General features: G+C 62.9%; 19 protein-coding genes. 7 read left to right on the top strand and 12 right to left on the bottom strand.

Annotation, left to right across the window (positions count from 1 at the left end; translation table 11 throughout):
- Positions 1-19: 19 nt before the first annotated feature.
- The 4 genes from FJ543_RS03090 (at position 20) to FJ543_RS03075 (ending at position 5,510) form a co-directional block, all read left to right on the top strand.
- On the top strand, positions 20-799 hold the full coding sequence (locus tag FJ543_RS03090; RefSeq protein ID WP_140873730.1) for an SDR family oxidoreductase: 780 nt from the start codon (positions 20-22) through the stop codon (positions 797-799).
- Between the two features lie 175 nt (positions 800-974).
- Positions 975-3,299, top strand: coding sequence for an NADP-dependent malic enzyme (locus FJ543_RS03085; RefSeq protein WP_015317660.1), 2,325 nt, complete (start codon positions 975-977; stop codon positions 3,297-3,299).
- 193 nt (positions 3,300-3,492) lie between these two features.
- Complete coding sequence (locus FJ543_RS03080; RefSeq protein ID WP_140716816.1) at positions 3,493-4,170, top strand: outer membrane protein; 678 nt, start codon at positions 3,493-3,495, stop codon at positions 4,168-4,170.
- A 140-nt stretch (positions 4,171-4,310) separates the two neighbouring features.
- Positions 4,311-5,510 carry a DUF2865 domain-containing protein gene (locus tag FJ543_RS03075; RefSeq protein ID WP_140716814.1) on the top strand — a complete coding sequence of 400 codons (1,200 nt, stop codon included), beginning with the start codon at positions 4,311-4,313 and terminating at the stop codon, positions 5,508-5,510.
- Here the strand turns inward: FJ543_RS03075 and gltX are convergent.
- The 6 genes from gltX to FJ543_RS03045 all read right to left on the bottom strand — a co-directional run bounded on the left by gltX (position 5,428) and on the right by FJ543_RS03045 (position 13,473).
- Positions 5,428-6,801 (bottom strand): glutamate--tRNA ligase, encoded by a 1,374-nt coding sequence (gltX, locus tag FJ543_RS03070; protein ID WP_140716812.1) that lies wholly within the window; start codon positions 6,799-6,801, stop codon positions 5,428-5,430. The two genes, FJ543_RS03075 and gltX, sit on opposite strands and share 83 nt — an antisense overlap.
- Before the next feature lie 177 nt (positions 6,802-6,978).
- The gene (locus tag FJ543_RS03065) at positions 6,979-8,289 is read right to left on the bottom strand and encodes a hypothetical protein (RefSeq protein ID WP_246678814.1); all 1,311 of its coding nucleotides are present in this window, start codon (positions 8,287-8,289) and stop codon (positions 6,979-6,981) included.
- Between the two features lie 62 nt (positions 8,290-8,351).
- Positions 8,352-10,157, bottom strand: a complete 1,806-nt coding sequence (locus tag FJ543_RS03060; RefSeq protein ID WP_140873728.1) for an ABC transporter ATP-binding protein — start codon at positions 10,155-10,157, stop codon at positions 8,352-8,354.
- Positions 10,158-10,543: 386 nt separating this feature from the next.
- A complete protein-coding gene (locus FJ543_RS03055) occupies positions 10,544-10,960 on the bottom strand; it encodes a GNAT family N-acetyltransferase (RefSeq protein ID WP_015317654.1) in 417 nt (138 codons plus the stop codon).
- 56 nt (positions 10,961-11,016) lie between these two features.
- Entirely contained in the window at positions 11,017-12,693 is a 1,677-nt protein-coding gene (locus FJ543_RS03050) for an NAD+ synthase (protein WP_140873726.1), read from the bottom strand.
- 63 nt (positions 12,694-12,756) lie between these two features.
- Entirely contained in the window at positions 12,757-13,473 is a 717-nt protein-coding gene (locus FJ543_RS03045) for a DNA-3-methyladenine glycosylase I (RefSeq protein WP_140873724.1), read from the bottom strand.
- A gap of 191 nt (positions 13,474-13,664) precedes the next feature.
- Between FJ543_RS03045 and FJ543_RS03040 the strand changes: the two genes are divergently transcribed.
- On the top strand, positions 13,665-14,225 hold the full coding sequence (locus FJ543_RS03040) for a DUF1003 domain-containing protein (RefSeq protein ID WP_015317651.1): 561 nt from the start codon (positions 13,665-13,667) through the stop codon (positions 14,223-14,225).
- Positions 14,222-14,809 carry a DedA family protein gene (locus FJ543_RS03035; RefSeq protein WP_140873722.1) on the top strand — a complete coding sequence of 196 codons (588 nt, stop codon included), beginning with the start codon at positions 14,222-14,224 and terminating at the stop codon, positions 14,807-14,809. Before FJ543_RS03040 ends, FJ543_RS03035 begins: the two co-directional genes overlap by 4 nt.
- A 3-nt stretch (positions 14,810-14,812) precedes the next feature.
- Here the strand turns inward: FJ543_RS03035 and FJ543_RS03030 are convergent, their stop codons facing one another.
- The 3 genes from FJ543_RS03030 to FJ543_RS03020 all read right to left on the bottom strand — a co-directional run bounded on the left by FJ543_RS03030 (position 14,813) and on the right by FJ543_RS03020 (position 16,295).
- Positions 14,813-15,400 carry a hemerythrin domain-containing protein gene (locus FJ543_RS03030; RefSeq protein ID WP_140873720.1) on the bottom strand — a complete coding sequence of 196 codons (588 nt, stop codon included), beginning with the start codon at positions 15,398-15,400 and terminating at the stop codon, positions 14,813-14,815.
- Positions 15,401-15,440: 40 nt separating this feature from the next.
- Positions 15,441-15,800 (bottom strand): diacylglycerol kinase, encoded by a 360-nt coding sequence (locus tag FJ543_RS03025; protein ID WP_015317648.1) that lies wholly within the window; start codon positions 15,798-15,800, stop codon positions 15,441-15,443.
- A gap of 78 nt (positions 15,801-15,878) precedes the next feature.
- Positions 15,879-16,295 carry a GFA family protein gene (locus FJ543_RS03020; protein WP_140873718.1) on the bottom strand — a complete coding sequence of 139 codons (417 nt, stop codon included), beginning with the start codon at positions 16,293-16,295 and terminating at the stop codon, positions 15,879-15,881.
- Positions 16,296-16,692: 397 nt separating this feature from the next.
- Between FJ543_RS03020 and FJ543_RS03015 the strand changes: the two genes are divergently transcribed.
- Positions 16,693-17,763 carry a diguanylate cyclase gene (locus FJ543_RS03015; RefSeq protein WP_140873716.1) on the top strand — a complete coding sequence of 357 codons (1,071 nt, stop codon included), beginning with the start codon at positions 16,693-16,695 and terminating at the stop codon, positions 17,761-17,763.
- Positions 17,764-17,877: 114 nt separating this feature from the next.
- Here the strand turns inward: FJ543_RS03015 and FJ543_RS03010 are convergent, their stop codons facing one another.
- From FJ543_RS03010 to FJ543_RS03000, 3 genes are all read right to left on the bottom strand, one after another.
- A complete protein-coding gene (locus tag FJ543_RS03010; protein WP_140616228.1) occupies positions 17,878-19,251 on the bottom strand; it encodes a 3-deoxy-7-phosphoheptulonate synthase class II in 1,374 nt (457 codons plus the stop codon).
- Positions 19,252-19,409: 158 nt separating this feature from the next.
- Positions 19,410-22,907, bottom strand: coding sequence for a transcription-repair coupling factor (mfd, locus tag FJ543_RS03005; protein ID WP_140873714.1), 3,498 nt, complete (start codon positions 22,905-22,907; stop codon positions 19,410-19,412).
- Between the two features lie 71 nt (positions 22,908-22,978).
- The gene (locus FJ543_RS03000) at positions 22,979-23,266 is read right to left on the bottom strand and encodes a succinate dehydrogenase assembly factor 2 (protein WP_140616224.1); all 288 of its coding nucleotides are present in this window, start codon (positions 23,264-23,266) and stop codon (positions 22,979-22,981) included.
- Between the last annotated feature and the right edge of the window lie 21 nt (positions 23,267-23,287).

Raw genomic sequence — 23,287 nt, 5'->3', positions numbered from 1 at the left:
ATCAAAGGAGAAAATCGTCATGGATCTCGGTATCCGCGGAAAGAAGGCCATCGTCTGCGCTTCGAGCAAGGGGCTTGGCCGGGGCTGCGCCATGGCGCTGGCCGAGGCGGGCTGCGACATCGTCGTCAATGGGCGCAATGCGGAGGTGGTCGCGAAAACCGCCGCGGAACTGCGCCAGCGCCATGGCGTGACGGTGACGGAAGTGGTCGGCGACGTTTCTAAGCCGGAGATACAGAAAGCGCTGCTCGCCGCCTGTCCGGAACCCGACATCCTCGTCAACAACAATGGCGGACCGCCATTGCGCGATTTCCGCGAACTCGATCGCGGAAAAATCCTCGAAGGCGTGACCCAGAACATGGTGACGCCGATCGAACTGGTTCAGGCGGTCATTGACGGCATGGCTGCGCGCGGCTTCGGCCGCATCGTCAACATCACCTCGCTATCGGTCTACGTCCCCATACCCGGCCTCGACCTGTCGTCGGGCGCGCGCGCCGGCCTGACCTCGTTTCTCGCCGGCGTGGCGCGCACGGTGATCGAGCGCAACGTGACCATCAACAGTCTCTTGCCCGGCAAGCTCGACACTGACCGACTGCGCGGCCCGCATGAGGCTGGCACGCCGGAGGATCCCAAGGCGGCCGCGGCGCGCAAGACCCGCATCAGTGCCGACGTGCCGGCCAAACGGCTCGGCACGCCGGAGGAATTCGGCCAGATCTGCGCCTTCCTCTGCTCGGTCCATGCCGGCTACCTGACCGGGCAGAATATACCCGTCGATGGCGGTCTCTACGTCAGCGCTTTCTGACCGAAATGTCGGCAAAGCGGCGCGAAACATCCGGCATGTAACAGCCGTAAGTGTCTGACATCTAGAGATTTTCGATGCGCTGGCGCTTAAAGATGCCGGCGCGTCAATTAGCGTCGCGAAAAACCTTGGCCTCATGCTAAAAGGACTCCCGAAGCAGGTTTCGAGGAGCGGCCGCATGGAAGGCGAGAACAAGAAAACGGCACGTTCGGACCTCGACGAAGCCGCGCTCTATTTCCACAAGCACCCGACGCCGGGAAAGCTCGAGATCCAGGCGACCAAGCCGCTCGGCAACCAGCGCGACCTGGCGCTCGCTTATTCGCCCGGCGTGGCGGCGCCTTGTCTTGAGATCCGCGACAATCCGGCAACCGCCGCCGACTACACGGCGCGCGCCAACCTCGTCGGTGTCGTATCGAACGGCTCGGCCGTGCTCGGCCTCGGCAATATCGGGCCCCTCGCCTCCAAGCCGGTGATGGAGGGCAAGGCGGTCCTGTTCAAGAAGTTCGCCGGCATCGACGTCTTCGACATCGAGATCGACGCGCCGGAAATCGAGCGCATGGTCGAAACCGTTGCCGCTCTGGAGCCGACCTTCGGCGGCATCAACCTCGAGGACATCAAGGCGCCGGAGTGTTTCGAGGTCGAGGAACGCCTGAAGGCTCGCATGAGCATACCGGTGTTCCATGACGATCAGCACGGGACCGCCATCATCGTCGCTGCCGCCGTGCTCAACGGGCTGGAATTCGCCGGCAAGACCATTTCGGACATCAAGGTCGTCACCTCCGGCGCGGGTGCTGCCGCACTAGCCTGTCTCAATCTTCTCGTTTCCCTCGGCGTGCGCGTCGAAAACATCTGGGTCACCGACCGGTTCGGCGTCGCTTACAAGGGCCGTGTCGACGAGATGGACCGTTGGAAAGACCCTTATGTGAAGGACACCGACGCGCGCACCCTGGCCGACGTCATAACGGGCGCCGATGTTTTCCTCGGTCTCTCCGCCGCCGGCGTGCTGAAGCCGGAACTGCTGCAACACATGGCACCGAAGCCGCTGATCCTGGCGCTGGCCAATCCCAATCCGGAGATCATGCCGGAAGTGGCGCGCGCGGCCCGTCCGGACGCTATGATCTGCACCGGACGGTCCGATTTTCCCAATCAGGTCAACAACGTGCTTTGCTTCCCCTACATCTTCAGGGGTGCGCTCGACTGCGGCGCCAGCGCCATCAACGAGGAGATGAAGATGGCGGCGGTGCGGGCCATCGCCGCCCTTGCCCGCGAAGAGCCTTCCGATGTCGCCGCGCGCGCCTATTCCAGCGAGACGCCGGTCTTCGGACCCGAATTCCTGATCCCCTCGCCCTTCGATCCGCGCCTCATCCTGCGCATTGCGCCGGCGGTGGCCAAGGCAGCCTGCGACACCGGTGTGGCGACACGGCCGATCACCGACTTCGCCGCCTATATCGACAAGCTCAACCGCTTCGTCTTCCGCTCCGGCCTGGTGATGAAGCCGGTGTTCTCTTCCGCCAAGGCCTCCAGCGCCAAGCGCGTCATCTACGCCGACGGCGAGGACGAGCGCGTACTGCGTGCCGCCCAGGTTGTGCTTGAGGAAGGCATCGCCGAGCCGATCCTGATCGGCCGGCCGCACGTCATCGAGGTCAGGCTGAAGCGCTATGGCCTGCGTATCAAGCCCGGGGTCGATTTCGGCCTGATCAACCCGGAGGACGATCCGCGCTACCGCCACTATGTCGACCTCCTGATCGAACTCGCCGGCCGCCGCGGCGTGACGACGGAGGCCGCACGCACCATGGTGCGCACCGACAACACGGTGATCGCCGCACTTGCGCTGAAGCGCGGCGATGCCGACGCCATGGTCTGCGGCCTCGAAGGCCGTTTCGAGCGGCATCTGCGCAATGTGACGCTGATCATTGGGCCGCGCACCGGCATCAAGGACCGAGACCTGTCGACGCTATCCATGCTGATCTCGCAACGCGGCATCATCTTCCTCACCGACACCCACGTCTCCGTCGACCCGACGGCCGACGAGATCGCCGAGATGACCGTGCTGGCGGCGGAAGAAATCCAGCGTTTCGGCATCGAGCCGAAGGCGGCGCTCTTGTCGCATTCGGATTTCGGCTCGCGCGATTCGCCGAGCGCCCTGAAGATGCGTCAGGCCGCGGCGATCCTGGCGCGCATCGCGCCGGAGCTGCAATGCGACGGCGAAATGCACGCCGATTCCGCTTTGTCGGAGCATCTGCGCCAGCGCGTCTATCCGCATTCGCGCCTGAAGGGCGAAGCCAATCTCCTGGTGTTCCCGAACCTCGATTCGGCCAACATCACGCTGACGGCGCTGCGGGCCATGATGGATGCCTTGCATGTCGGCCCCATCCTGCTCGGCACCGACAAGCCGGCGCACATATTGACTCCCTCGGTGACCTCGCGCGGTGTGGTCAACATGACGGCGCTGGCGGTGGTCGAAGCCGCGCATAAGGCCCAGGCGATCGCCAATCTGGACTGAACCGGCGGTCGCGATCGGATTGATCCGGCCCCGATTGAGGTGTGGTGGCGACGCGCCACGGACCGCATTGGCGGGATCGAGTGTTGCGAACCGACAACTCTTAACCGAGTAATCCGGCATCGGACGAATGCGGATTTCTCGGACCGGGTCAATTTGATATGGTCACACCGTCTGATCGGGCGGTGAAAATGTCATGAGAGCCCTGTTGCTCGCTTCGGCAATGCTGACTGTGATTGGCGGACAGGCGTTCGCCGCCGACGCCGTCGGGCTGGAGTCGGCCGCGCATGACTGGTCCGGCGTGTATGTCGGCGGGCATCTTGGCTATGGTTTTGGCAGCACCGACGCGACTTACAACGTGCCAAACACGCCAGCGATCCGGGGCACGCAGGACTACGACGTCGACGGCTTTCTGGGTGGTGTCCAGATCGGCTACGATTACCAGGTCAATTCCGCGGTTCTGGGGATCGAGGCCGATATTTCGGGCGCAGACATCAAGGGGCATTCCGACGAGGTCAATGTCGGCGGAGGCGATGTCTACGACACCAAGGTGGATTGGTTCGGATCGATGCGCGCCAGGGCAGGCTATGCGTTCGGCAGCACCCTTGTCTACGGGACCGGGGGCCTCGCTATCGGAGGTGTCGAGAACCAGTATCTCGATGGCCCGGCCGACAGCTATTCCGAAAAGAACACCAAAATTGGCTGGACGATTGGCGCCGGGCTGGAGCAGGCAATCACCGATCATTGGTCGGCAAATGCCGAATACCGATATGTCGACCTGCGGGATCAGACGATCAATTACGCGCCCAACTCCAATACGACTTTCGACAACACGTTCAGTACGGTCAGGATCGGGATGAACTACAAGTTCTGATGGCCCACCCTGCCATTGCCGGACTGATTGGCACATAGAATGCGCGCGGCTTTCAGCCGGCAACTAAGCAACTTCCGAAATGGACGATTAACCGCGAACGGGGTAGCCTTGGCGACCACAGGCAAGCGGGATCGAGGCGGATGGCGAGCGGAGGTTTGAAGCAGGCGCATGCTGCCGTGCTGCTTGGCCTTCTGCTGTCCGGCGCCGTGGTCAGCGAGCCGCAGGCCGCTTCGCGGGTCTGCCGTCAACTGGAGGCCGAGCTCGCCGCGGCTTCGCGTGGCGGCGGCGGTCCGGCAATGATCCGCAAATACGATGCGGCCATCGACCGGCAGCGCGAACAGATCTCCAAGGCCCGCAGCCAGGCGGACAATGCCGGTTGCGGGTTTTCACTATTTTCCCGCAACATCAACCGGTGTGCCGGGCTCAACGCCACCATCGAGCGCATGAGCGCCAATCTCAACAGTCTGCAGGCCAAGCGCGCCCAACTCGCCGGCGGCAGTTCACGCCGCGACCGGGGCCGTATCCTGGCGGCGCTCGATGCCAATGACTGTCGTGACGATGCGGTTGCGCCGCGCCGCGAGCCTCCGCTGGAAGCGAATCGTGAAGATGGAGGCAATGCCAATCTCTTCGACCAGCTTTTCGGCGGCGACGACCGCCAGATCGATACATTGGACCAGCCTGACGATTCCGGGGAGGAACGCGATGTCGGCCGCGTCCTGAACCAGCCCGGCAGTCCGGACGTTGCGAGCAGCGGCGGCGAGTTCCACACCAGTTGCGTGCGCACTTGCGACGGCTATTTCTTCCCCATGTCGAATGCCGCCTCGGCCGGCGATTTCGAGCGCGACCAGAAGAATTGCGAATCGGCCTGCCCCGGCACCGAGATGCAGGTCTTCTATTCGCGCGGCATGGACGATGATTCGGCATCGATGATGTCATCGGCCACCGGCAGGCCCTACGGCGAATTGCCGACCGCCTATCTCTACAAGCAGCCCGACATGTCGCGGCCGCCCGCGTGCGGCTGCAACGCCGCGCAGAATTTCCAGATCATTGGCGGCAACTCGCCAAGCCCCCAACAGTCACAGCCCGAACCGGAAGCGGCACCGCTCGTTCCGGTGCCGGCCTTAAAGCCCGATCCGGGTGCCGACCCGGAGACCCTGGCCAACAGGGACGGCGGGCTCGACCGTGAGGCCATCAAGCGCCTCTCGGCCAAGCCTGTGACATCGCCGGTTTCTGCCGTGCCTCCGGACCAGCGCAAGGTCAGGGTCGTCGGGCCAACGTTCCTTCCCGACCCATCAGGGGCAATAGATCTGCAAGCTCCGGCCCCGAAGGCAGTCCAGTAAGGGCAAGCCTGAGCGGCATGAACAGCGCCTTGCCCTTGCGGCCGGTCGCTTCCCTGATCTTGCCGGTCCAATCCTTCCAGATCGTCCCGTTCCACGGCTCCTCAGGCAGGAGATCGAGCGCCTGGTGCAGAAAATCGCGGTCGTCGTCGGAAAAGTCGGGCTTCTCCCGCGGCCCTTCGCGCAGAACGCGCCACCAGGCAACCGCATCCGCCAGCCGGTCAAGATTGCCGCGCACCGCCAGCCAGAATGGTTCGGCCTGTTCGCCGGAAATACCCAGCACCATCAGCCGGTCCCGCGCCTCGTCGAACGGCATGTGATGCAGCAGCACCCGGTTGAGCACGAACAATTCGGCCGGATCGAACTTGGAGGACGATTTCGAGGTCGCGGCCGGGTCGAAATGGCCGGCGAGTTCGGTCAGGTCATGCGCGGCCGCGACATTCTCCGACGTGCCGACCAGTACGGCCAGCGAAGCGACGGCCATCGGCTCGATGCCGTCTTCACGCAGGCTCTCGATGGAAAGTGCGCCGGTGCGCTTCGACAGCCCCTCGCCCGAGACGGTGGTCAGGAGATTGTGGTGGCCGAAGACGGGCGGCTCGGCACCCAGCGCCTTGAACAGGGCGATTTGCACGCCGGTGTTCGTGACATGATCGTCGCCGCGGATGACATGGCTGACACCCATCTCCATGTCATCGACGACGGAGGGCAGCGTGTAGAGATAGGTGCCGTCCTCACGCACCAGCACCGGATCGGACAGCGAGGCCAGATCCACCATCTCCTCGCCACGCACCAAATCGTCCCAGCTGATCTCGGTGCGCTCCGGCTGCAGCGGATCGCCGGAGAAATTGGGCAGCAGGAAACGCCAGTGGGGCCGGCGTCCATCGGCCTGATATTCGGCCACCTGCTCTGTCGTCAGCGCCAATGCCTCGCGGCCATAGACCGGCGGCAGGCCCCGCGTGCGGCGCACCTTGCGCCTGAGATCGAGTTCTTCCGGCGTTTCGTAGCAGGCGTAAAGAACGCCCGCCGTCTTCAGCCGCTCCACCGCCGCGTCATAGATTTCGAAGCGCCGCGACTGATACTCGGTGGCATCCGGGAAAATGCCCAGCCAGTGCAGGTCGTAAAGGATGGCGTCGGCGAATTCCTGCTTCGAGCGGGCGATGTCGGTGTCGTCGAAGCGCTGGATGAAGCGGCCCTTGTTGTTGAGGGCAAACAGCCAGTTGAACAGAGCGGTGCGCGCATTGCCGATGTGGATGCGGCCGGTCGGTGACGGGGCGAAACGAACGGTAACTGTCATGAGCGGGGCGTACCGGATGCCTTTATGATTGACAAGATGCGCCCCCGCGCTGTGCCGCAGACATAGAACATGGCGGCTGGAATGAAAAGACCGGGGCGGCACGCCTCAGCTGGCGCAAGACCCCGCCGTGAGAGGGCAAGCGGCCAGCGGAGCCGACGAACAGGTGGTTGACGACGATCAGCGGCCGAAGTCGTCTGAACTCAGGCGGGTCCAGCGGTCGCCCATCAAGCCGCCGATAGCGATGTCGCCGGAGCGGACCGCTTGCGTGACCTCGGCGATTCGCGAGCGGACCATCGTTCCGCCAGCATAGCGGAAGAAGACATTCCTGTAGCCGAAGAGGTGAGGCATGAACTTGTCCTGGGTCTGCCCGGTGATGCCTGCGCAGCCCATATCCCGCGCTGCCGCGACGAGGCCGTCCAGCGTCGCGCCCCAGTGGTGTCCGGAAGCCTGGATTTGCAGCAGGACCGCCATGTCTCCGACTCGGCCGTAAAAGGCATAGCAACCGAGCATTTTGCCTGTCTCATCGTAAGTCCCGCCGAAATGAAGTGGTCCGTCGGCCCGCTTCTCGGCCGCCAGCGCGAGCAGCCGCGGCAGTTCGCCGTCCTTCCAACTCGGCCGAAGAGCGTAATCGGAGAGAAGGGTCGGCAGCCGCTCGGCAAACTGCGCGGCATTGATCGGCTCGGCATGGACCCGATGCGACGATGAAGGCTGGAAAGGCGATCCGAACCTTCGCTTCGCGACAGCGTCGAATGCTCTCGCGCAGGGATCGAGTGCCAAGCGAGGCAGGCCGGGCCATTTACGGTGCAGCGCGGCGGCGGCCATCGCGGCTGGCCGCAAGATGCAGGTCCATCCCAGGCAGTGGACCGGCAGGAGCTGGTATTTCATCGGTCGCGCGAAGGCCAGGGAGACCCGGTTGGCCGAATCCGTCAGTTGCAGATCGAATTCGCCTTGGTGCAAGGCGCGCAGCAATTGCGGTCCTGCCGAGCCATCGTCGGCGCCGGTGTCGGCCATGAACGGACCGATGATCGCCGCATTCAATCCAGCGCCGTTGAACTCGTAACGGGCTTTCAGGACGCCGAGGAACCCGCCCAGATCCCCCTGCCGGTTGATCTGGACAAGAGCGCTGCTCGCACCGGACAGGCCGGCGGGGTCAAGATAGATCTTTCTCATGTATTCGGCCGTCTCCTCGATAGCGCGATCGAGGAGGTGACGGCGGCGGCGGCGAAACTTCGTCAGGAAGAGTGCCGCGACGCGCTCGAGATCTTCGGCGGCGAGTGGCCGAACCGAGCCGTGCTGGGAGTCCAGCACCGACGGGGCCGTCACCTTTTGCGCGCCGGCATTTGCGGAAACGAGATGCATCGTAAACACCGAACAGGTTGCTTTTACAGAGTACAGCAACCAAAAGTGGAAACAACGAATCTCGGCCGGTAACGTAAACAGACGTCCGCACTTGGGACTTTGGCTTCGCGCTGCGATTGCGAGCGCCACATGGCTCGCCGGCTTATGGCAACCGATAGAGGTGGCCCCCGGCAGCCGGAGGCCACCTCGGATCACATCACGAGGCCCTTGGTAAGTTCCAGCGCCTGGCGCTCGAACAGGCGGCGGTAGATGCCGCCCTTCAGCCGGATCAACTCGTCATGCGAGCCTTCCTCGACGATCTTGCCGCGATCGAAGACCAGCAGTCTGTCGAGCGCCCGCACCGTCGAAAGCCGATGCGCGATGACCAGTGTCGTGCGGCCGACCATCAGCCGTTCCATCGCCTGCTGGATGAGCACCTCCGATTCCGAATCGAGGCTCGACGTCGCCTCGTCCAGGATCAGGATGCGCGCATCGGCCAGGAAAGCGCGGGCGATCGCCACGCGCTGGCGCTCGCCGCCCGACAGTTTCACGCCACGTTCGCCGACCAGCGTCCCATAGCCCTTCGGCAGGCTGGTGATGAAGTCATGCGCGCTCGCCAGCCTGGCGGCATGCTCGATCTCCCCCTGCGTCGCGCTTGGCCTGGCATAGGCGATATTTTCGGCCAGCGACCGGTGGAACAGGATCGGTTCCTGCTGAACGATGGCGATCTGGCCGCGCAGCGACGCCTGGGCGACCTGTGAGATATCCTGGCCATCGATCACGATCTTTCCCGCATTCACGTCATAGAGCCGCTGGATGAGCTTGACGAATGTGGTCTTGCCCGAACCCGAGTGACCGACGAGCCCGACACGCTCGCCCGGCGCGATATCCACCGAAAAGTCACGGTAGAGCGGCGACCGGTGATTGCCGTAGTGAAAGGTGACGTTGTCGAAGGCGATGTGGCCCTGCGTGATGGCAATCGGTTCGGCGCCGGGCCTGTCTTCGATGCCGAGCGGTTCGGACTGGAAATCGACCAGTTCCTCCATGTCGTTGATCGAACGCTGCAAATTGCGGATATGCGTGCCGATATCGCGCAAATAGCCTTGCAGCACGAAGAACGAGGTCAGCACGAAAGCGACATCGCCGGCGCTCGCCTGCCCCCACGACCACAGCATCAGCGCCAGGCCGATCACGGCGGCCCGCATGACCAGCAGCAGCGCCCCTTGGGTGGTGCCGTTGATGGTGCCGCGCACCCAGGTGCGCCGCGTGCGCTCGCGCCATTTGGCGACCACCCTGGCGAGGCGGCGCTCTTCGCGCGTCTCGGCGCCAAAGCCCTTGACCACGGCATTGCAGCTGACCGCGTCGGCCAGCGAGCCGCCGAGGCGCGTGTCCCAGGTGTTTGCAAGCCTTGCCGCGGGCGCGACATAGCCAAGCGACAACATGGCCGTCACCGTGATGAACAGCAGGGAGCCGGCCGCGACGACCACGCCCATCAGCGGCCAGAACCAGCCGAGCAGCAGCGTCGAGCCGGCGAGCATGACCACCGACGGCAGCAGCGCGATCAGGATCGTGTCGTTGAGCAGGTCGAGCGCCCACATGCCGCGCGTCACCTTGCGCACCGTCGAGCCGGCAAACGAGTTGGCATGCCAGTCGGTCGAAAAGCGCTGAACGCGATGGAAGGCGTCGGCCGCGATGTCGGCCATCATCTTGAGTGTCAGCTCCACGATGCCCATGAAGGCAAGATTGCGCAACACGACGCCAGTCAGCGCCAGCGCCATCAAGAAGAAAAATGCCGTCATCGCGGCGTTCCAGGCAATGGCATCCGCTCCGGCGCTGCTGGCGACAGCATCGACCAGCCGACCGGAGTAGAGCGGCGTCAGCACGTCGGCCAGCGTCGACAGCAGGAAACCGCCCATGATGAGCGAGAGCCGCCAAGGCTGACGCCGCCAATGGGTAAGTGTGAAGCCAAGAACGCTGCGAAAGGCGCTCGCGCGCAAATCGATCTTGAAACGAGCCATGATGTCATTCGGGCGCAAAACGAGCCCGATCCCAAATAAAGGTCGAAGGTTGAAAAACCGCGCGGGGGCGAATTGCCCATGAATGCGGAGGTTCGGCTATGGTTGGTCGCCTGCCCATGGGCGGCGACCGGCAGCGGCAAATGCCTTTTCTACGCCCGGTATGGTTCCGATACTTCGGAACACCGGCGCAGACCTAGGCCTCGCGGCCTCGCATAACGATGTCAAATCCTGGCATTCGGTCCTCCCTGAAGGGAATCGCGGAAAGGCTCTTATAGGGGTGCTTCGATTGCGCGCCAAGGCAAGCCATGGCCAAAAGCATCTCTGGCCCAGCCGATGAGGCGATTTTGCAACAGTCGCTATCCCCGCCTATCGCCGTCGCACGTCGTTCACCCGGCATGCGGCGCACGATCGAGGCGCATGTATCGCCCATCCATCGATGCCTTGAAACCCAGCTTTTCATAGACCCCATGCGCGTCGCTGGTCGACAGGCTCCAATGCGAGACGGTGCTGAGTTCAGGATGGTCGATGAGTGCCCGCACCAGCCGCAAGCCGACGCCCTGCCCGCGATGCACGGGCCAGACGATGATATCCGCGAGATAGGCGAATACCGTGCGGTCGGTGATCGCCCTGCCGAAACCGACCTGTTTGCCAGCGATGTAGGCGGCGGCGCAGAACGAGTTGGCAAAGGCCCGGCGATGGAACTCGTCGCTGCGTCCAGCTCCCCAGTAGCTTTCCATCAACAGGTCGGAGGTCGCACGAAAGTCGATCCGTGAGAGGTCGAAGCTGATTTCACAGTCAGGCATGCTGGTATCCCTATCCCGCCATGCCGCGTATTTTCGCCCAGCAGACGAACTGCGCTTCAGCCACGATCCCTGAAACGACTGGTGATGGGATAGCGGCGGTCGCGGCCAAAATTCTTCCTGGTGATCTTCACACCCGGTGCCGCCTGCCTGCGCTTGTACTCGGCGATGTAGAGCAGGTGTTCGATGCGCGCCACCGTCGCCCGGTCATGGCCGCGCGAGACGATGTCGTCGACGCCCATCTCGTTCTCGACCAGGCATTCGAGGATGTCGTCCAGCACCGGATAGGGCGGCAGCGAATCCTGGTCGGTCTGGTTCTCGCGCAATTCGGCCGATGGCGCCTTGTCGATGATGTTCTTCGGGATCACCTCGCCCGAAGGCCCGAGCGCACCCGGCGGCACATGGCTGTTGCGCCAGCGCGAGAGCGCGTAGACCTGCATCTTGTAAAGGTCCTTGATCGGATTGAAGCCGCCATTCATGTCGCCGTAGAGGGTGGCGTAGCCGACCGACATCTCGCTCTTGTTGCCCGTAGTGACGACCATCGAGCCGAATTTGTTGGAGATTGCCATCAAGATGGTGCCGCGCGCGCGGCTCTGCAAATTCTCCTCGGTGATGCCTTCCTTGGTGCCTTCGAACAATTGCGTCAGCGCATGCAAAAAGCCTTCGACGGGCTCGAAGATCGGGACGATGTCATAGCGGCAGCCGAGGGCGCGGGCGCAGTCCTCGGCGTCCTTGAGGGAATCCTTCGAAGTGTAGCGATAAGGCATCATGACGGCACGCAGCCGTTCCTCGCCCAGCGCATCGACGGCCAATGCGGCACAGATCGCGGAGTCGATGCCGCCGGAAAGGCCAAGCACCACATTCTTGAAGCCGTTCTTGTTGACGTAATCGCGCAGGCCGAGCATGCAGGCGCGGTAGTCGGCCTCCTCCTTGTCCGGGATTTTCGACATCGGTCCTTCCGCACAGACCCAGCCATCATCGGTACGTTTCCAGGTGGTGACGTCCACCGCATCCTCGAACTGACTCATCTGGAAGGCGAGCGTCTTGTCCGCCCCGATAGCGAACGAGGCGCCGTCGAAGATCAGCTCGTCCTGGCCGCCGAGCTGGTTGGCATAGATCATCGGCAGGCCGCATTCGATGACTTGCTTGATCACGACCTGGTGGCGAACGTCGATCTTGGCGCGATAATAGGGCGACCCGTTCGGCACCAGCAGGATTTCCGCGCCGCTTTCGGCCAGCGTCTCGCAGACCGCGACGTCGCCCCAGATGTCCTCGCAGATCGGTATGCCGATGCGCACGCCGCGGAAGTTGACCGGTCCCTGGATCTCGGGCCCGGCCTGGAAGACGCGCTTCTCGTCGAATTCGCCGTAATTGGGCAGGTCGAGCTTGTAGCGTTCGGCGATGATCTTGCCGCCATCGGCGAAGACGATGGAATTATGCGTGCCGCTCTTGCGCTTCAGCGGCGTGCCGATGATGACGCCGGGACCGCCATCGGCGGTGTCCGCGGCAAAATCCTGTGCTGCCCGCTCGCATGCCTTGAGGAAGGCCGGCTTGAGCACCAGATCCTCCGGCGGATAGCCGGCGAGGAAAAGCTCGGTATAGAGCACGAGATCGGCGCCCTGGCGGGCGGCATCCGCCCTCGCCTCGCGCGCCTTGGCGAGGTTGCCGGCGACGTCGCCGACGGTCGGGTTGAGCTGGGCGATGGCGATACGCAGTATGTCGAGCTTCTTGGTCATGCTGCTGACTTAGCGCGGCGGAATTCACCTCGCAATGGCGTTCGTTTGGACCAATTCAGCCCGTCAATCGTCGCCCATAGACGCGCGCAGCGATTGCGGAGAGTGGTTTTCGCCGATCGACATGGCCAGGATGCGCGAGAGATGCCGGCGCGGCAGCCCTGTCTCGTCGGCCCATCGGTTGATCTGGACCTGGATCTTGTCGAGGTCCTTCTTCGATGTCGGGTTGTCCGCGATGTCGAGGCCCGCGTCGCGAAGGGCTGCCGCCATGTCGGCCGAAATGACGAAAGCATCCCAGCCCAGCCAGCGCAAGAAATACTGGCCGGTGTTGCCGCCGAGCCGGCTGCCATGCTTGCCGAGATAGGCCATCAGCCCGACCTGGTCATCGGCGGGCCATTCGGCGAGAAAATTGCCGAAGCCGCCATGTTCCCGGGACACGCGCTCGACGAAGGCGGCGTTGTCGCGAACGGACCTGATCTTCTGCGGATTGCGCACGATGCGCTGGTCCGAGGCCAGATCGTGCCAGAAATCGTCGGGCTGGAACAAAAGCCGCTTCGGCTCGAAGCGCAGGAACGCTTCCTCGAAACCGGGCCATTTCTGCTCGATGACGCGCCAGACGAAACCGGCGGCGAAGACGCGCTCGGCCATGGTCGAAAGGATGCGGGCGTCGGCAATGTCGGCCACCGCCGCATTGTCGGGTATCGGACCCAACAGCGAGGTCAGTTCCGCCTCGCCGCCCTTGCGATTTGCCGCGCGAACGCGAATTTTCTTGAAGTCGGCCATCGGTCCCCCTCGGTTCGCCTCAATCTAGCACTTCCCGCCCGGGCCGGCAGCCTCTACCTCTAATGCATGTCGCCCAAAAGTGACCTCGGTTTTGGGAAGACGACATGCATAAAAGCAAAAACCTAAAGCGCGTCGCCTCAATCCGCTTCGACGCGACGCGCTTTAGCGCAGCAAAGCGCTTGGAGACGGCCATGAACAAGACCATCGACGACCTGGCGAACCGTTGGCTGAAGCGGAAGCCGGATGGGCTGAGCCAGTTGGAAAACCGGGTGCTGCAAAGCACCATCGAGCGTACCACCATCACCAGGGACACCAACAAGGCCGTCGCTTTCCACCAGACTTTTGGCGACCGCCTTGCCGATACGATCGCCCGCATCGGCGGCTCCTGGTCGTTCATCCTGACCTTCATCGCCTTCCTGATCGTGTGGACATCAGCCAATGTCTGGCTGTTGTCGCGCGATGCATTCGACCCCTACCCCTTCATCTTCCTCAACCTCGTCCTGTCGATGGTCGCCGCATTGCAGGCGCCGGTGATCATGATGGCGCAGAACCGCCAGACCGAACGCGACCGCATCGATGCCGCCCATGATTACGAGGTCAATCTGAAGGCCGAGATCGAGATCATGGCGCTGCATGAGAAGCTGGACGAACTGCGCCACAGCCAGATCATCGGCATGCGCGACGAAATCGTGCGGCTGGCCGAACTGGTCAAGCGGATCGACGAAAGACTGTCACAGCAGTCGGCCTCATGACCGAAGCGATCCACCATTTCATCGAGCAATACGGGTTGCTGGCGGTTTTTCTCGGCTGCGTGGCCGAAGGCGAAAGTGCCGCGATCCTGGGAGGTTTCTTCGCCCACCAGCATGTTTTCGTGCTGTGGCATGTCTTCGTCGCGGCAGCGCTGGGCGCCTTCACTGGCGACACCTTTTTCTTCATCCTCGGCAGAAGTTTCGCCGATAATCGCCATGTCGTCAGGCTGCGCCGGCGGCCCGGCTTTCGCCGCGCCTACCGCCTGCTCAACACCCATCCCAACATCTTCGTGCTGTCGAACCGCTATGTCTACGGCATGCGCCTGGTCGGCGGCATCGCGGCCGGCCTTTCGACCATAGCGGCGCCGCGCTTCGTCATCCTCAACGCCATTTCCTCGGTCATCTGGGCGGTCCTGTTCAGCACGATCGGCTATGTCTTCGGATTGGGAGCCGAGCAGTTGATTGGCCAGGCGGTGATCCAGCACGAGCGGCTGTTCGTCGGGCTCGGCATCGGCCTTGCCGTGGCCGTGCTTGCCTGGTTTGTCGCCCGCCATGTCGCCAAGCGGGAGCGCGACAAGGAGTTTTGACCGTCAGTCGATGCCGAGCGCCTGGTCCCCCCGATCGAGGATGAGCGGGATGATCAGGTCCTCCTCATCGGCCAAATGCCGGGTCAGCATCGCGATCAGACGGTTGTTTTCGTCGGCATAGGCATCGGCGGCGAAGCGCTGCTTGTCCTCACTCTCCTGAAGTGTGCGGATGAAGGCGTTCGCCGCCTCGGCGTTGCGCTCCAATCCTTCATGGATGGTGTGGTGGTCGGCATCGAGAATCTCGAAACCGCGCTTCAGACGGGGCTCCGCCTTGGTGAAGGCCGGGAAATACTGGTAGTCCTCGACATTGTGGTGGCCGTCGAGATGCCCGAGAAAATGGTTGAGGCGCGGCGCGAACCAGCGCGCGAAATCGGGGGCCGTCAGTCTGCCTTCGCGATAGTTGCCAATGCCGCCGGCGAGCATGCCGCCGAGTTCGCGGAACATGTCGTGCCGCTGCAGCCACATATTGGCCATGCCGTGAATGTTGGCGTTAGCCTGCCAGTTTTCGCGAGGATATTTGTCGGCCAGCCAGCGCAGGTCGTCCGGCAGGCCCAGGCGTTCGAGAAGCGATGAATTCGTGACCTCTGCCATGACGGTCTCCTTTGGTGACCGTCATATAGGCATCAAAGCTTCAGATCGGCACCCCCGTTATGCGCTCGATGAGAGCGATGCCCCAGACGCCGCCGGCAATCACCACAGAAATCAGCACCGCCAGCGAGCCGCAATCCTTGGCGAGCTGGATATCGATATGGAATTCACGAGAAATTGCGTCGCACGCCGCCTCGATGCCCGTGTTCAGCACTTCGACCATGATCAAGAGGAGCACCGCGCCGATCAGCAGCGCGTAACCGCGCCAAGACACCGAAACGAACCAGCCAGCGGGCAAGGCCAGCACCAGCAGCATCAGTTCCTGCTGGAAAGCCTTCTCGCTAACCGCAAGCTTGCGAAATGCCCGCACCGAATTGATAAAAGCATCGATCAGCCGCTGCATGCCAAGGCCCCTCTCGGAATCACCGGCCCGGGATAAAGCAATGCCCCGATCAATGGAATAAGGCGGATCGTCCAAATTTCATTCGGCTACCGGTATGGCCGGTGTCGACTTTTCAAACTGCGGCAGCCCATCGTCGATCGAATAATAGTCGCCCTTGTCGCCGACGAAGATATGACATTCGCCCTCGAGCGCAGTCGGCTTGTCGAACGATCCCGCCATGACCGAGATATGGTCTTGGTCCATTGCCTTCCAGAACAGCAGCGACCCGCATGTCTTGCAAAAGCCGCGCCTGGCGAAGCCGGACGCTTCATACCAGGTGATGCTTTCGGCGCCTTCGATCACGATGTCGGTATCGGCAACATTGGTCGCGGCATAGAAATGCCCGCTTTGTTTGCGGCATTGCGAACAATGGCAGTAGACGACGCCACGCAGTGCCCCACTTGTCCGGAAGCGGACCGCTCCGCACAGGCATGATCCCTGGTGACTCTCCCGCACTGGGTTTCTCCCCTAAACTGTAGTCTGACGAAGGCACCAGCATTCCAGCTTTGCGGCCGTCATGCGTAAGCAATTGCGACATCTGTTGTTGTGGAAAATCCGAAGTTCAGTTTCGCTCAGCCAGATCGGTACGCGAATTTGCATGCAACGCCGCCAATCAGCGCTGCCTGGAGGTTGATAGTCTGGTTGGACGCATGCAGCCTGATGTAGCGAAAAGGCGTGAGTTCTGCCGATTAAGGAAACTTTAGCGCTACTGCATCTATGGTGATCTCCATCGAAGGTCGCGTGTGGGGACGCGCCTTTTCGTGTGTCGGCTTCGAATGGGTGGCGTCCCCGCGTCAGCGATGATGGATATGCGCCAAGTTCAGGCGCGTTCCCAAGGGAAGAGCGAACAACCATGCAGCCGGCGGCCACCCTGACCGAACGAAACACTGAGATCGCAAGCACCGTCGTGGCCACCATGCGCCAGCTTGGCGTGCTCGGCCTGCCGCGCAACTACGAGATCTTCTATGAGGCCCTGAGCGGCACCAACCGCGAGCTCGGTCTTGCCGTCCTGTCGCTGAGCAGCCGGCCGACGCAGGATGAGCTGGATCAGATCGGGCGCGCTTTCTTTGCCCATAATCATGGCCCCGGCATCATCGAGCATGCCCGGGACGTCATCGCCAAGGAGCTTGAGGAGGTCGCGTCGCTTCTGCGCAGCGAGCGCAGCCATATCGAAAAATACGGCAGGATCCTCGACGAGACATCCAGTGGCCTGAGCAACCGCAGCCTTCTCTCCCAGGATCTTCTGCAAAAGATCGCCAACGCAATGACGATCGCGACCAATTCGACGATCGATCACGGCCGGCAGGTCGCCTCGACGCTTAGCGACAAGACGGCGGAGCTTGAGAGCGTCAAGTCGAAGCTCGAGGAATACAAGCGGCTGGCCGATACGGATCCGTTGACCCAGATCTGGAATCGTCGCGCTTTCGACAAGGAAATCACCAGGATCTACAACAGCAACAAGGGTATTCTGTTCAATGCCCTTGTCCTTGTCGACATCGACCGGTTCAAGGACATCAATGACCGCTATGGCCATCCTGTCGGCGACAAGATCATCCAGATCATCGCCGAGATTTTCCAGACCAGCATTCGCGGCGACATGTTCGTCGCCCGAACCGGCGGCGAGGAGTTCGCGCTGATCATCGAGGGCGCCAGCGAGGACGCAACCTACGAGATCGCGGAACGCATTCGCGCCCTGATCGAGCAGACGCCGTTCACCAGCAGCCAGACCGGCATGAATTACGGCACCGTGACGGTATCGATGGGCATCTGCATGGCATCAGAGGCCGAAGGCCCCGAAGACCTCTACACCAAGGCGGATCGGGCGCTCTACCGCTCCAAGGTCAGCGGGCGCAACCGCGTCACCAGGCATTCAGCCATGGCAGGGCGCGCCAGCAAAAGCTGGCTGCTTTACAAGAAAGACTGAGGCTTTCGCTTTTGCCGGTTGCGCCGACACGGTCGGAAGCACAAACCGAAGTTGCAATAAAAAAGGCGCCGGTTTCCCAGGCGCCTTTCCTTTATCGGTTCCAATTGGCCGAGATCAGCCGTTGACCGCTTGCTTGTGCTGCACCGGATGGCTCTTCTTCAAGAGGTCCGAGACCAGGAAGGCCAGTTCGATCGCCTGGTCGGCGTTGAGACGCGGATCGCAATGGGTGTGATAGCGGTCCTGCAACTCCTCGGCGGTGATGGCACGGGCGCCACCGGTGCATTCGGTGACGTTCTTGCCGGTCATCTCGACATGGATGCCGCCCGGATGCGTGCCTTCGGCGCGGTGCACCTCGAAGAAGGTCTGCACCTCCTTCAGGATGCGGTCGAAGGGCCGTGTCTTGTAGCCGGCCGCCTCGATCGTGTTGCCATGCATCGGATCCGACGACCAGACCACGCTGCGGCCCTCCTTCTGCACAGCGCGCACCAGCTTCGGCAAATGGTCGGCAACCTTGTCCGAACCGAAGCGGGCGATCAGCGTCAGCCGCCCCGGCTCGTTCTCGGGGTTCAGCAGGTCGATCAGTTCCAGGAGGCCGTCCGGCGTCAGCGACGGACCGCATTTCAGGCCGAGCGGGTTCTTGATGCCGCGGCAATATTCGACATGGGCGTGGTCGGGTTGACGCGTGCGGTCGCCGATCCAGATCATGTGACCCGACGTGGCGTACCAGTCGCCCGAGGTCGAATCGACACGCGTCAGCGCCTCCTCGTAGCCGAGCAGCAGGGCCTCGTGGCTGGTGTAGAAGTCGGTTTCGCGCAGCGCGAAATTGGTTTCGGACGTAATGCCGACCGCGCGCATGAAATCCATCGTCTCGGTGATGCGATTGGCAAGCGACTCGTATTTCTCGCCCTGCGGGCTGTCGGAGACGAAGCCGAGCATCCAGCGATGCACATTCTCCAGGCTGGCGTAACCGCCCTGCGCGAAGGCACGCAGGAGGTTGAGCGTGGCCGCCGACTGGCGGTAGGCCATTTCCTGGCGGGCGGGATCGGGAATGCGCGACTTCTGGTCGAACTCGATGCCGTTGATGATGTCGCCGCGATAGCTCGGCAGCGTCACTTCGCCCTTGGTCTCGTTGTCGGACGAGCGCGGCTTGGCGAACTGGCCGGCGACACGGCCAACCTTCACCACCGGCTGCGCACCGGCGAAGGTCAGCACCACGGACATCTGCAGGAAGACGCGGAAGAAGTCGCGGATGTTGTCGGCGCCATGCTCGGCAAAACTCTCCGCGCAATCACCACCCTGGAGCAGGAAGGCTTCGCCGGCGGCAACCGCTGCCAACTGCTTCTTCAGCTTGCGCGCTTCGCCGGCAAAGACCAGCGGCGGGAAGGTGGCGAGTTGGGCTTCCGTGTTCTTCAGCGCGGCAAGGTCCGGATAGGCGGGAACTTGCTTGATCGGCTTTGCTCTCCACGAATTCGGCGACCATTTCGTCATCGCTGCACCCAACGCTCTTTCCGGCGGACACCCTCGCCCGCCATTTCCCGCCCCAAACTGGGGTGGCGGCTCCATACACGAAGCCGATTTCCTATTCTAGACCGGAATTTCGGTGCTGGCGAATGGCTGACGCGCCCAGGACGGCCCGAAAGGCGAGATCAGGCTGCCTTATCCACCAGTCGCGCCAGTTGCGTCATGACCACAGCCGAGCCCGCCAGACGCTTCTCCGCCGTCGGCCAGTCGCGGATGAAGACCACGCTATGGTCGGCCCTGATCTTGGCCAGCGAACCCTGCTCGCCAATATACTTGACCAGCCCGACCGGGTTCGAGAACTCGCGCTTGCGGAAATGGATGACGATACCCTTCGGCCCGGCATCGAGCTTCTCGACATTGGCCTTGCGGCACAGCGCCTTGATGAAGACGATCTTGAGGAGATGTTTCACTTCCTCCGGCAACGGGCCGAAACGGTCGATCAGTTCGGCGCCGAAGGCGTCGATCTCCTCGGTATTTTCGAGATCGCCGAGACGGCGGTACAGCGCCAGCCTGAGCTGCAGGTCCGGCACGTAGCCTTCCGGGATCATCACCGCCGTGCCGACGGCGATCTGCGGCGACCATCCGCCATCCTGCGCCTCGCCGGAATCCTTCACCTCGGCGACCGCTTCCTCCAGCATCTGCTGGTAGAGCTCGAAACCGACCTCCTTGATGTGCCCGGACTGTTCCTCCCCAAGCAGATTGCCTGCGCCCCTGATATCCAGGTCATGGCTGGCGAGCTGGAAGCCGGCGCCGAGCGTGTCGAGCGACTGCAGTACCTTCAGACGGCGCTCGGCAGTGTCGGTGAGCTTGCGGTTGGCCGGCAGGGTGAACAGCGCATAGGCGCGCACCTTCGAGCGCCCGACGCGGCCGCGCAACTGGTAGAGCTGTGACAGGCCGAACATGTCGGCGCGATGGATGATCAGCGTGTTTGCGGTCGGAATATCGAGCCCGGATTCGACGATGGTGGTCGACAAAAGCACATCGTACTGGCCGTCGTAGAAGGCGTTCATGATGTCGTCGAGTTCGCCCGGTGGCATCTGGCCATGCGCCACCGCTACCTTCAGCTCAGGAACTGATTCCTTCAGGAAATCATGGATTTCCGCCAGATCGCTGATACGCGGAACGACATAGAAGGAATGGCCCCCTCGGTAGCGCTCGCGCAACAACGTCTCGCGAATGACCAGCGGGTCGAAGGGCGAGATGAAGGTGCGCACCGCCATGCGGTCGACCGGTGGCGTGGCGATCAGCGACAGTTCGCGCACGCCCGTCAGCGCCAGTTGCAGCGTGCGCGGGATCGGCGTCGCCGACAGGGTCAGAACATGGACGTCGGTCTTCAGGTCCTTCAGCCGTTCCTTATGCTTGACGCCAAAATGCTGCTCCTCGTCGATGATCAGCAGGCCGAGATTCTTGAACGAAATCGCGGAGCCCAGCAGCGCATGGGTGCCGATAACGATATCGACCTGCCCTTCGGCAATGCCCTTCTTGGTCTCGGCTAATTCCTTTGAGCCCACCAGCCGCGACGCCTGTGCGACACGGATCGGCAGTCCGGAAAAGCGCTGCGAGAATGTCTTGAAATGCTGGCGCGACAACAGTGTCGTCGGCACCACCACCGCGACCTGAAACCCTTCCATCGCCGCGATAAAGGCGGCGCGCAGCGCCACTTCGGTCTTGCCGAAGCCGACATCGCCGCAGATCAGCCGGTCCATCGGCCTGCCCGCGCCGAGATCGTCACGTACCGAGTCGATGGCCGTCTGCTGGTCGTCGGTTTCCTCGTAAGGGAACCGGGCTGCGAACTCGTCATAGAGGCCTTCGGCCGGCACCAGGGCCGGTGCGGCCCGCATCTGCCGCTCGGCGGCGATGCGGATCAGTTGTCCGGCCATATCGAGCAGGCGCCGCTTCAGCTTCGCCTTGCGCGACTGCCAGGCGCCGCCGCCGAGCTTGTCGAGCGTCGCCTCGGCCGTGTCGGAGCCGTAGCGCGACAGCAGCTCGATGTTTTCCACCGGCAGGAACAGCCGGTCGTCGCCGGCATAGTGGATTTCCAGGCAGTCATGCGGCGCGCCGACCGCCTCAATGGTGCGCAGGCCGATGAAACGGCCAATGCCATGGTCGGCATGGACGACAATATCGCCGGCCGACAAGGCCGAGGCTTCGGCAATGAAGTCGGACGCGCGCTTCTTGCGCTTCGAACGCCGGATCAGCCGGTCGCCCAGAATGTCCTGTTCGGCGACGACAACCAGCTTTTCAGTCTCGAAGCCGGATTCCAGTGGCAAAACCGCCAATGCGGCCTGTCCCGGCTCGAGCTGTTCGGCCTCCGCTAGCGTCTCGACCTGCTTGAGATTGCCGAGATGGTGCTCGGCCAGGATCTGGCCAAGCCGGTCGAGCGAGCCTTCGGTCCAGCCCGCAATAATGACGCGGCGGCGCGCCGCGCGCTCGTCGGCTATGTGCCGGACGACGACGTCGAAGACATTGACGTTCGGATCGGCTCGCTCCTCGACGAAGCTGCGGCCATGGCGCGAGCCGGCGTGGAAGACTTTCTTGCTCCCCAGGTCCGGCGCGTCGAACACGCTAAAGTCGATGTCTTCGCGCTCGCCAAGCGAAGCCTTCAAATTCTCCGGCGAGAGATAGAGCAGATCCGGCGCCACCGGCTTGTAGGGGACCGCATCCTTGAGCGCCGCGTCAGCCTGCTTTTTGCGCGCCTCGTAGTGATCGAGGATCAGCGTATGGCGCTCGGCCAGCGCCTCATGTGCCAGATGGTCGAAAACCACGGGTGCGTCGGGCAGGTAATCGAACACCGTCTCCAGTCGCTCGTAGAAGAACGGCAGCCAATGCTCCATGCCCGCGAAGCGCCGGCCCTCGCTGACCGCCGCATAGAGGCCGTCGTCACGCTGGGGCGCGCCGAAAGCCTCGATATAGGAGCGGCGGAAGCGGCTGATGGTTTCGGGCGTCAGCGCCACCTCGCTCATCGCCTGAAGCGCCATCGACTTGCGCTGGCCGGTGGTGCGCTGCGTGGCGGCATCGAAGACGCGGATCGATTCCAGCGTGTCACCGAAGAAATCAAGCCTCAGCGCCTCGCTCCAGCCGGGCGCAAAGAGGTCGAGAATGCCGCCGCGCACCGCGAATTCGCCGATGCCGCGCACGGTCGGCACCCGCTCGAATCCCGACGTCTCCAGCCGGGCGATCAGCGCATTCATGTCGATCTGGTTGCCGGGCCTGGCGTGGAAGGTTTGGGCCTCGATAAGCTCCGCGGGCGGAATGCGCTGCAGCAGCGCATTTGCGGTGGTGAGAATTACGGCACGGTGCGGCTTCTTCGCCAGTGCGATCATGGCGGTCAGCGCATCGAGGCGCTTGGCGGCGGCATCCGAACCGGGCGACACACGGTCGTATGGCAGGCAGTCCCAGGCAGGCAGTTCCAGCACAGGCAGGCCCGGCGCGACGAAGGACAGCGCCTCGATGATCGAAGGCAGGCGCTGGCCGTCGCGGGCCACGAACAGCACCGGCTTGTCGGGCGCGATCTCGAGCGCCGTCTGCACCAGCGCGAAAGCCTCGTAGCCGTCCGCGACACCGTCGACGATGAACTGGCCGGCGCGGCCCTTCGGCAAGCCAATGGTGGGAATGAGAGCCATCAAATCACGGTCTTGTTTGTCGCAATTCCCATGGGAAAACCGCTGCGCACTTTTCCTGGAATTGCTTGTGTTCAGAAAGTCATGGTCCGGCGGGACGCCAGGATTTTTTGCAGGACGGCACAGTCGATCTCCGCCGGCACCGGGCGTTCGCCCGTAACCAGCGGCAGGAATTCCGTGTCGGCAATATCGAGGAGCCTCTCATATTGGTCGATTTCCTCGGTGGTCAAGGTGCCGATCTCGGCATCGGCGAAGGTGCCGAGGATGAGGTCCATCTCGCGCATGCCGCGATGCCAGGAACGGAACAACAGCTTGCGGCGATGGGCGTCCAGCCCCTCGCTTGATCGTTTCGTTCCGGTCATTGTGCCGCATCCTCGCTTCAA

The sequence above is a fragment of the Mesorhizobium sp. B2-5-7 genome, from assembly GCF_006440875.1.
In the GTDB taxonomy this organism is placed as follows: domain Bacteria; phylum Pseudomonadota; class Alphaproteobacteria; order Rhizobiales; family Rhizobiaceae; genus Mesorhizobium; species Mesorhizobium australicum.
The sequence above is the reverse complement of the archived record's forward strand: the minus strand, read 5'-3'. Positions and strand labels throughout refer to the sequence as shown.

Coding starts and splice junctions, on each gene's coding strand:
- mfd (WP_140873714.1), bottom strand. CDS start 22,907: ATGGCTCTCATTCCCACCATTGGCTTGCCGAAGGGCCGCGCCGGCCAG.
- FJ543_RS03040 (WP_015317651.1), top strand. CDS start 13,665: ATGAACAAGACCATCGACGACCTGGCGAACCGTTGGCTGAAGCGGAAG.
- FJ543_RS03025 (WP_015317648.1), bottom strand. CDS start 15,800: ATGCAGCGGCTGATCGATGCTTTTATCAATTCGGTGCGGGCATTTCGC.
- FJ543_RS03090 (WP_140873730.1), top strand. CDS start 20: ATGGATCTCGGTATCCGCGGAAAGAAGGCCATCGTCTGCGCTTCGAGC.
- FJ543_RS03010 (WP_140616228.1), bottom strand. CDS start 19,251: ATGACGAAATGGTCGCCGAATTCGTGGAGAGCAAAGCCGATCAAGCAA.
- FJ543_RS03045 (WP_140873724.1), bottom strand. CDS start 13,473: ATGGCCGACTTCAAGAAAATTCGCGTTCGCGCGGCAAATCGCAAGGGC.
- FJ543_RS03085 (WP_015317660.1), top strand. CDS start 975: ATGGAAGGCGAGAACAAGAAAACGGCACGTTCGGACCTCGACGAAGCC.
- FJ543_RS03060 (WP_140873728.1), bottom strand. CDS start 10,157: ATGGCTCGTTTCAAGATCGATTTGCGCGCGAGCGCCTTTCGCAGCGTT.
- FJ543_RS03030 (WP_140873720.1), bottom strand. CDS start 15,400: ATGGCAGAGGTCACGAATTCATCGCTTCTCGAACGCCTGGGCCTGCCG.
- FJ543_RS03080 (WP_140716816.1), top strand. CDS start 3,493: ATGAGAGCCCTGTTGCTCGCTTCGGCAATGCTGACTGTGATTGGCGGA.
- FJ543_RS03050 (WP_140873726.1), bottom strand. CDS start 12,693: ATGACCAAGAAGCTCGACATACTGCGTATCGCCATCGCCCAGCTCAAC.
- FJ543_RS03075 (WP_140716814.1), top strand. CDS start 4,311: ATGGCGAGCGGAGGTTTGAAGCAGGCGCATGCTGCCGTGCTGCTTGGC.
- gltX (WP_140716812.1), bottom strand. CDS start 6,801: ATGACAGTTACCGTTCGTTTCGCCCCGTCACCGACCGGCCGCATCCAC.
- FJ543_RS03035 (WP_140873722.1), top strand. CDS start 14,222: ATGACCGAAGCGATCCACCATTTCATCGAGCAATACGGGTTGCTGGCG.
- FJ543_RS03055 (WP_015317654.1), bottom strand. CDS start 10,960: ATGCCTGACTGTGAAATCAGCTTCGACCTCTCACGGATCGACTTTCGT.
- FJ543_RS03000 (WP_140616224.1), bottom strand. CDS start 23,266: ATGACCGGAACGAAACGATCAAGCGAGGGGCTGGACGCCCATCGCCGC.
- FJ543_RS03015 (WP_140873716.1), top strand. CDS start 16,693: ATGCAGCCGGCGGCCACCCTGACCGAACGAAACACTGAGATCGCAAGC.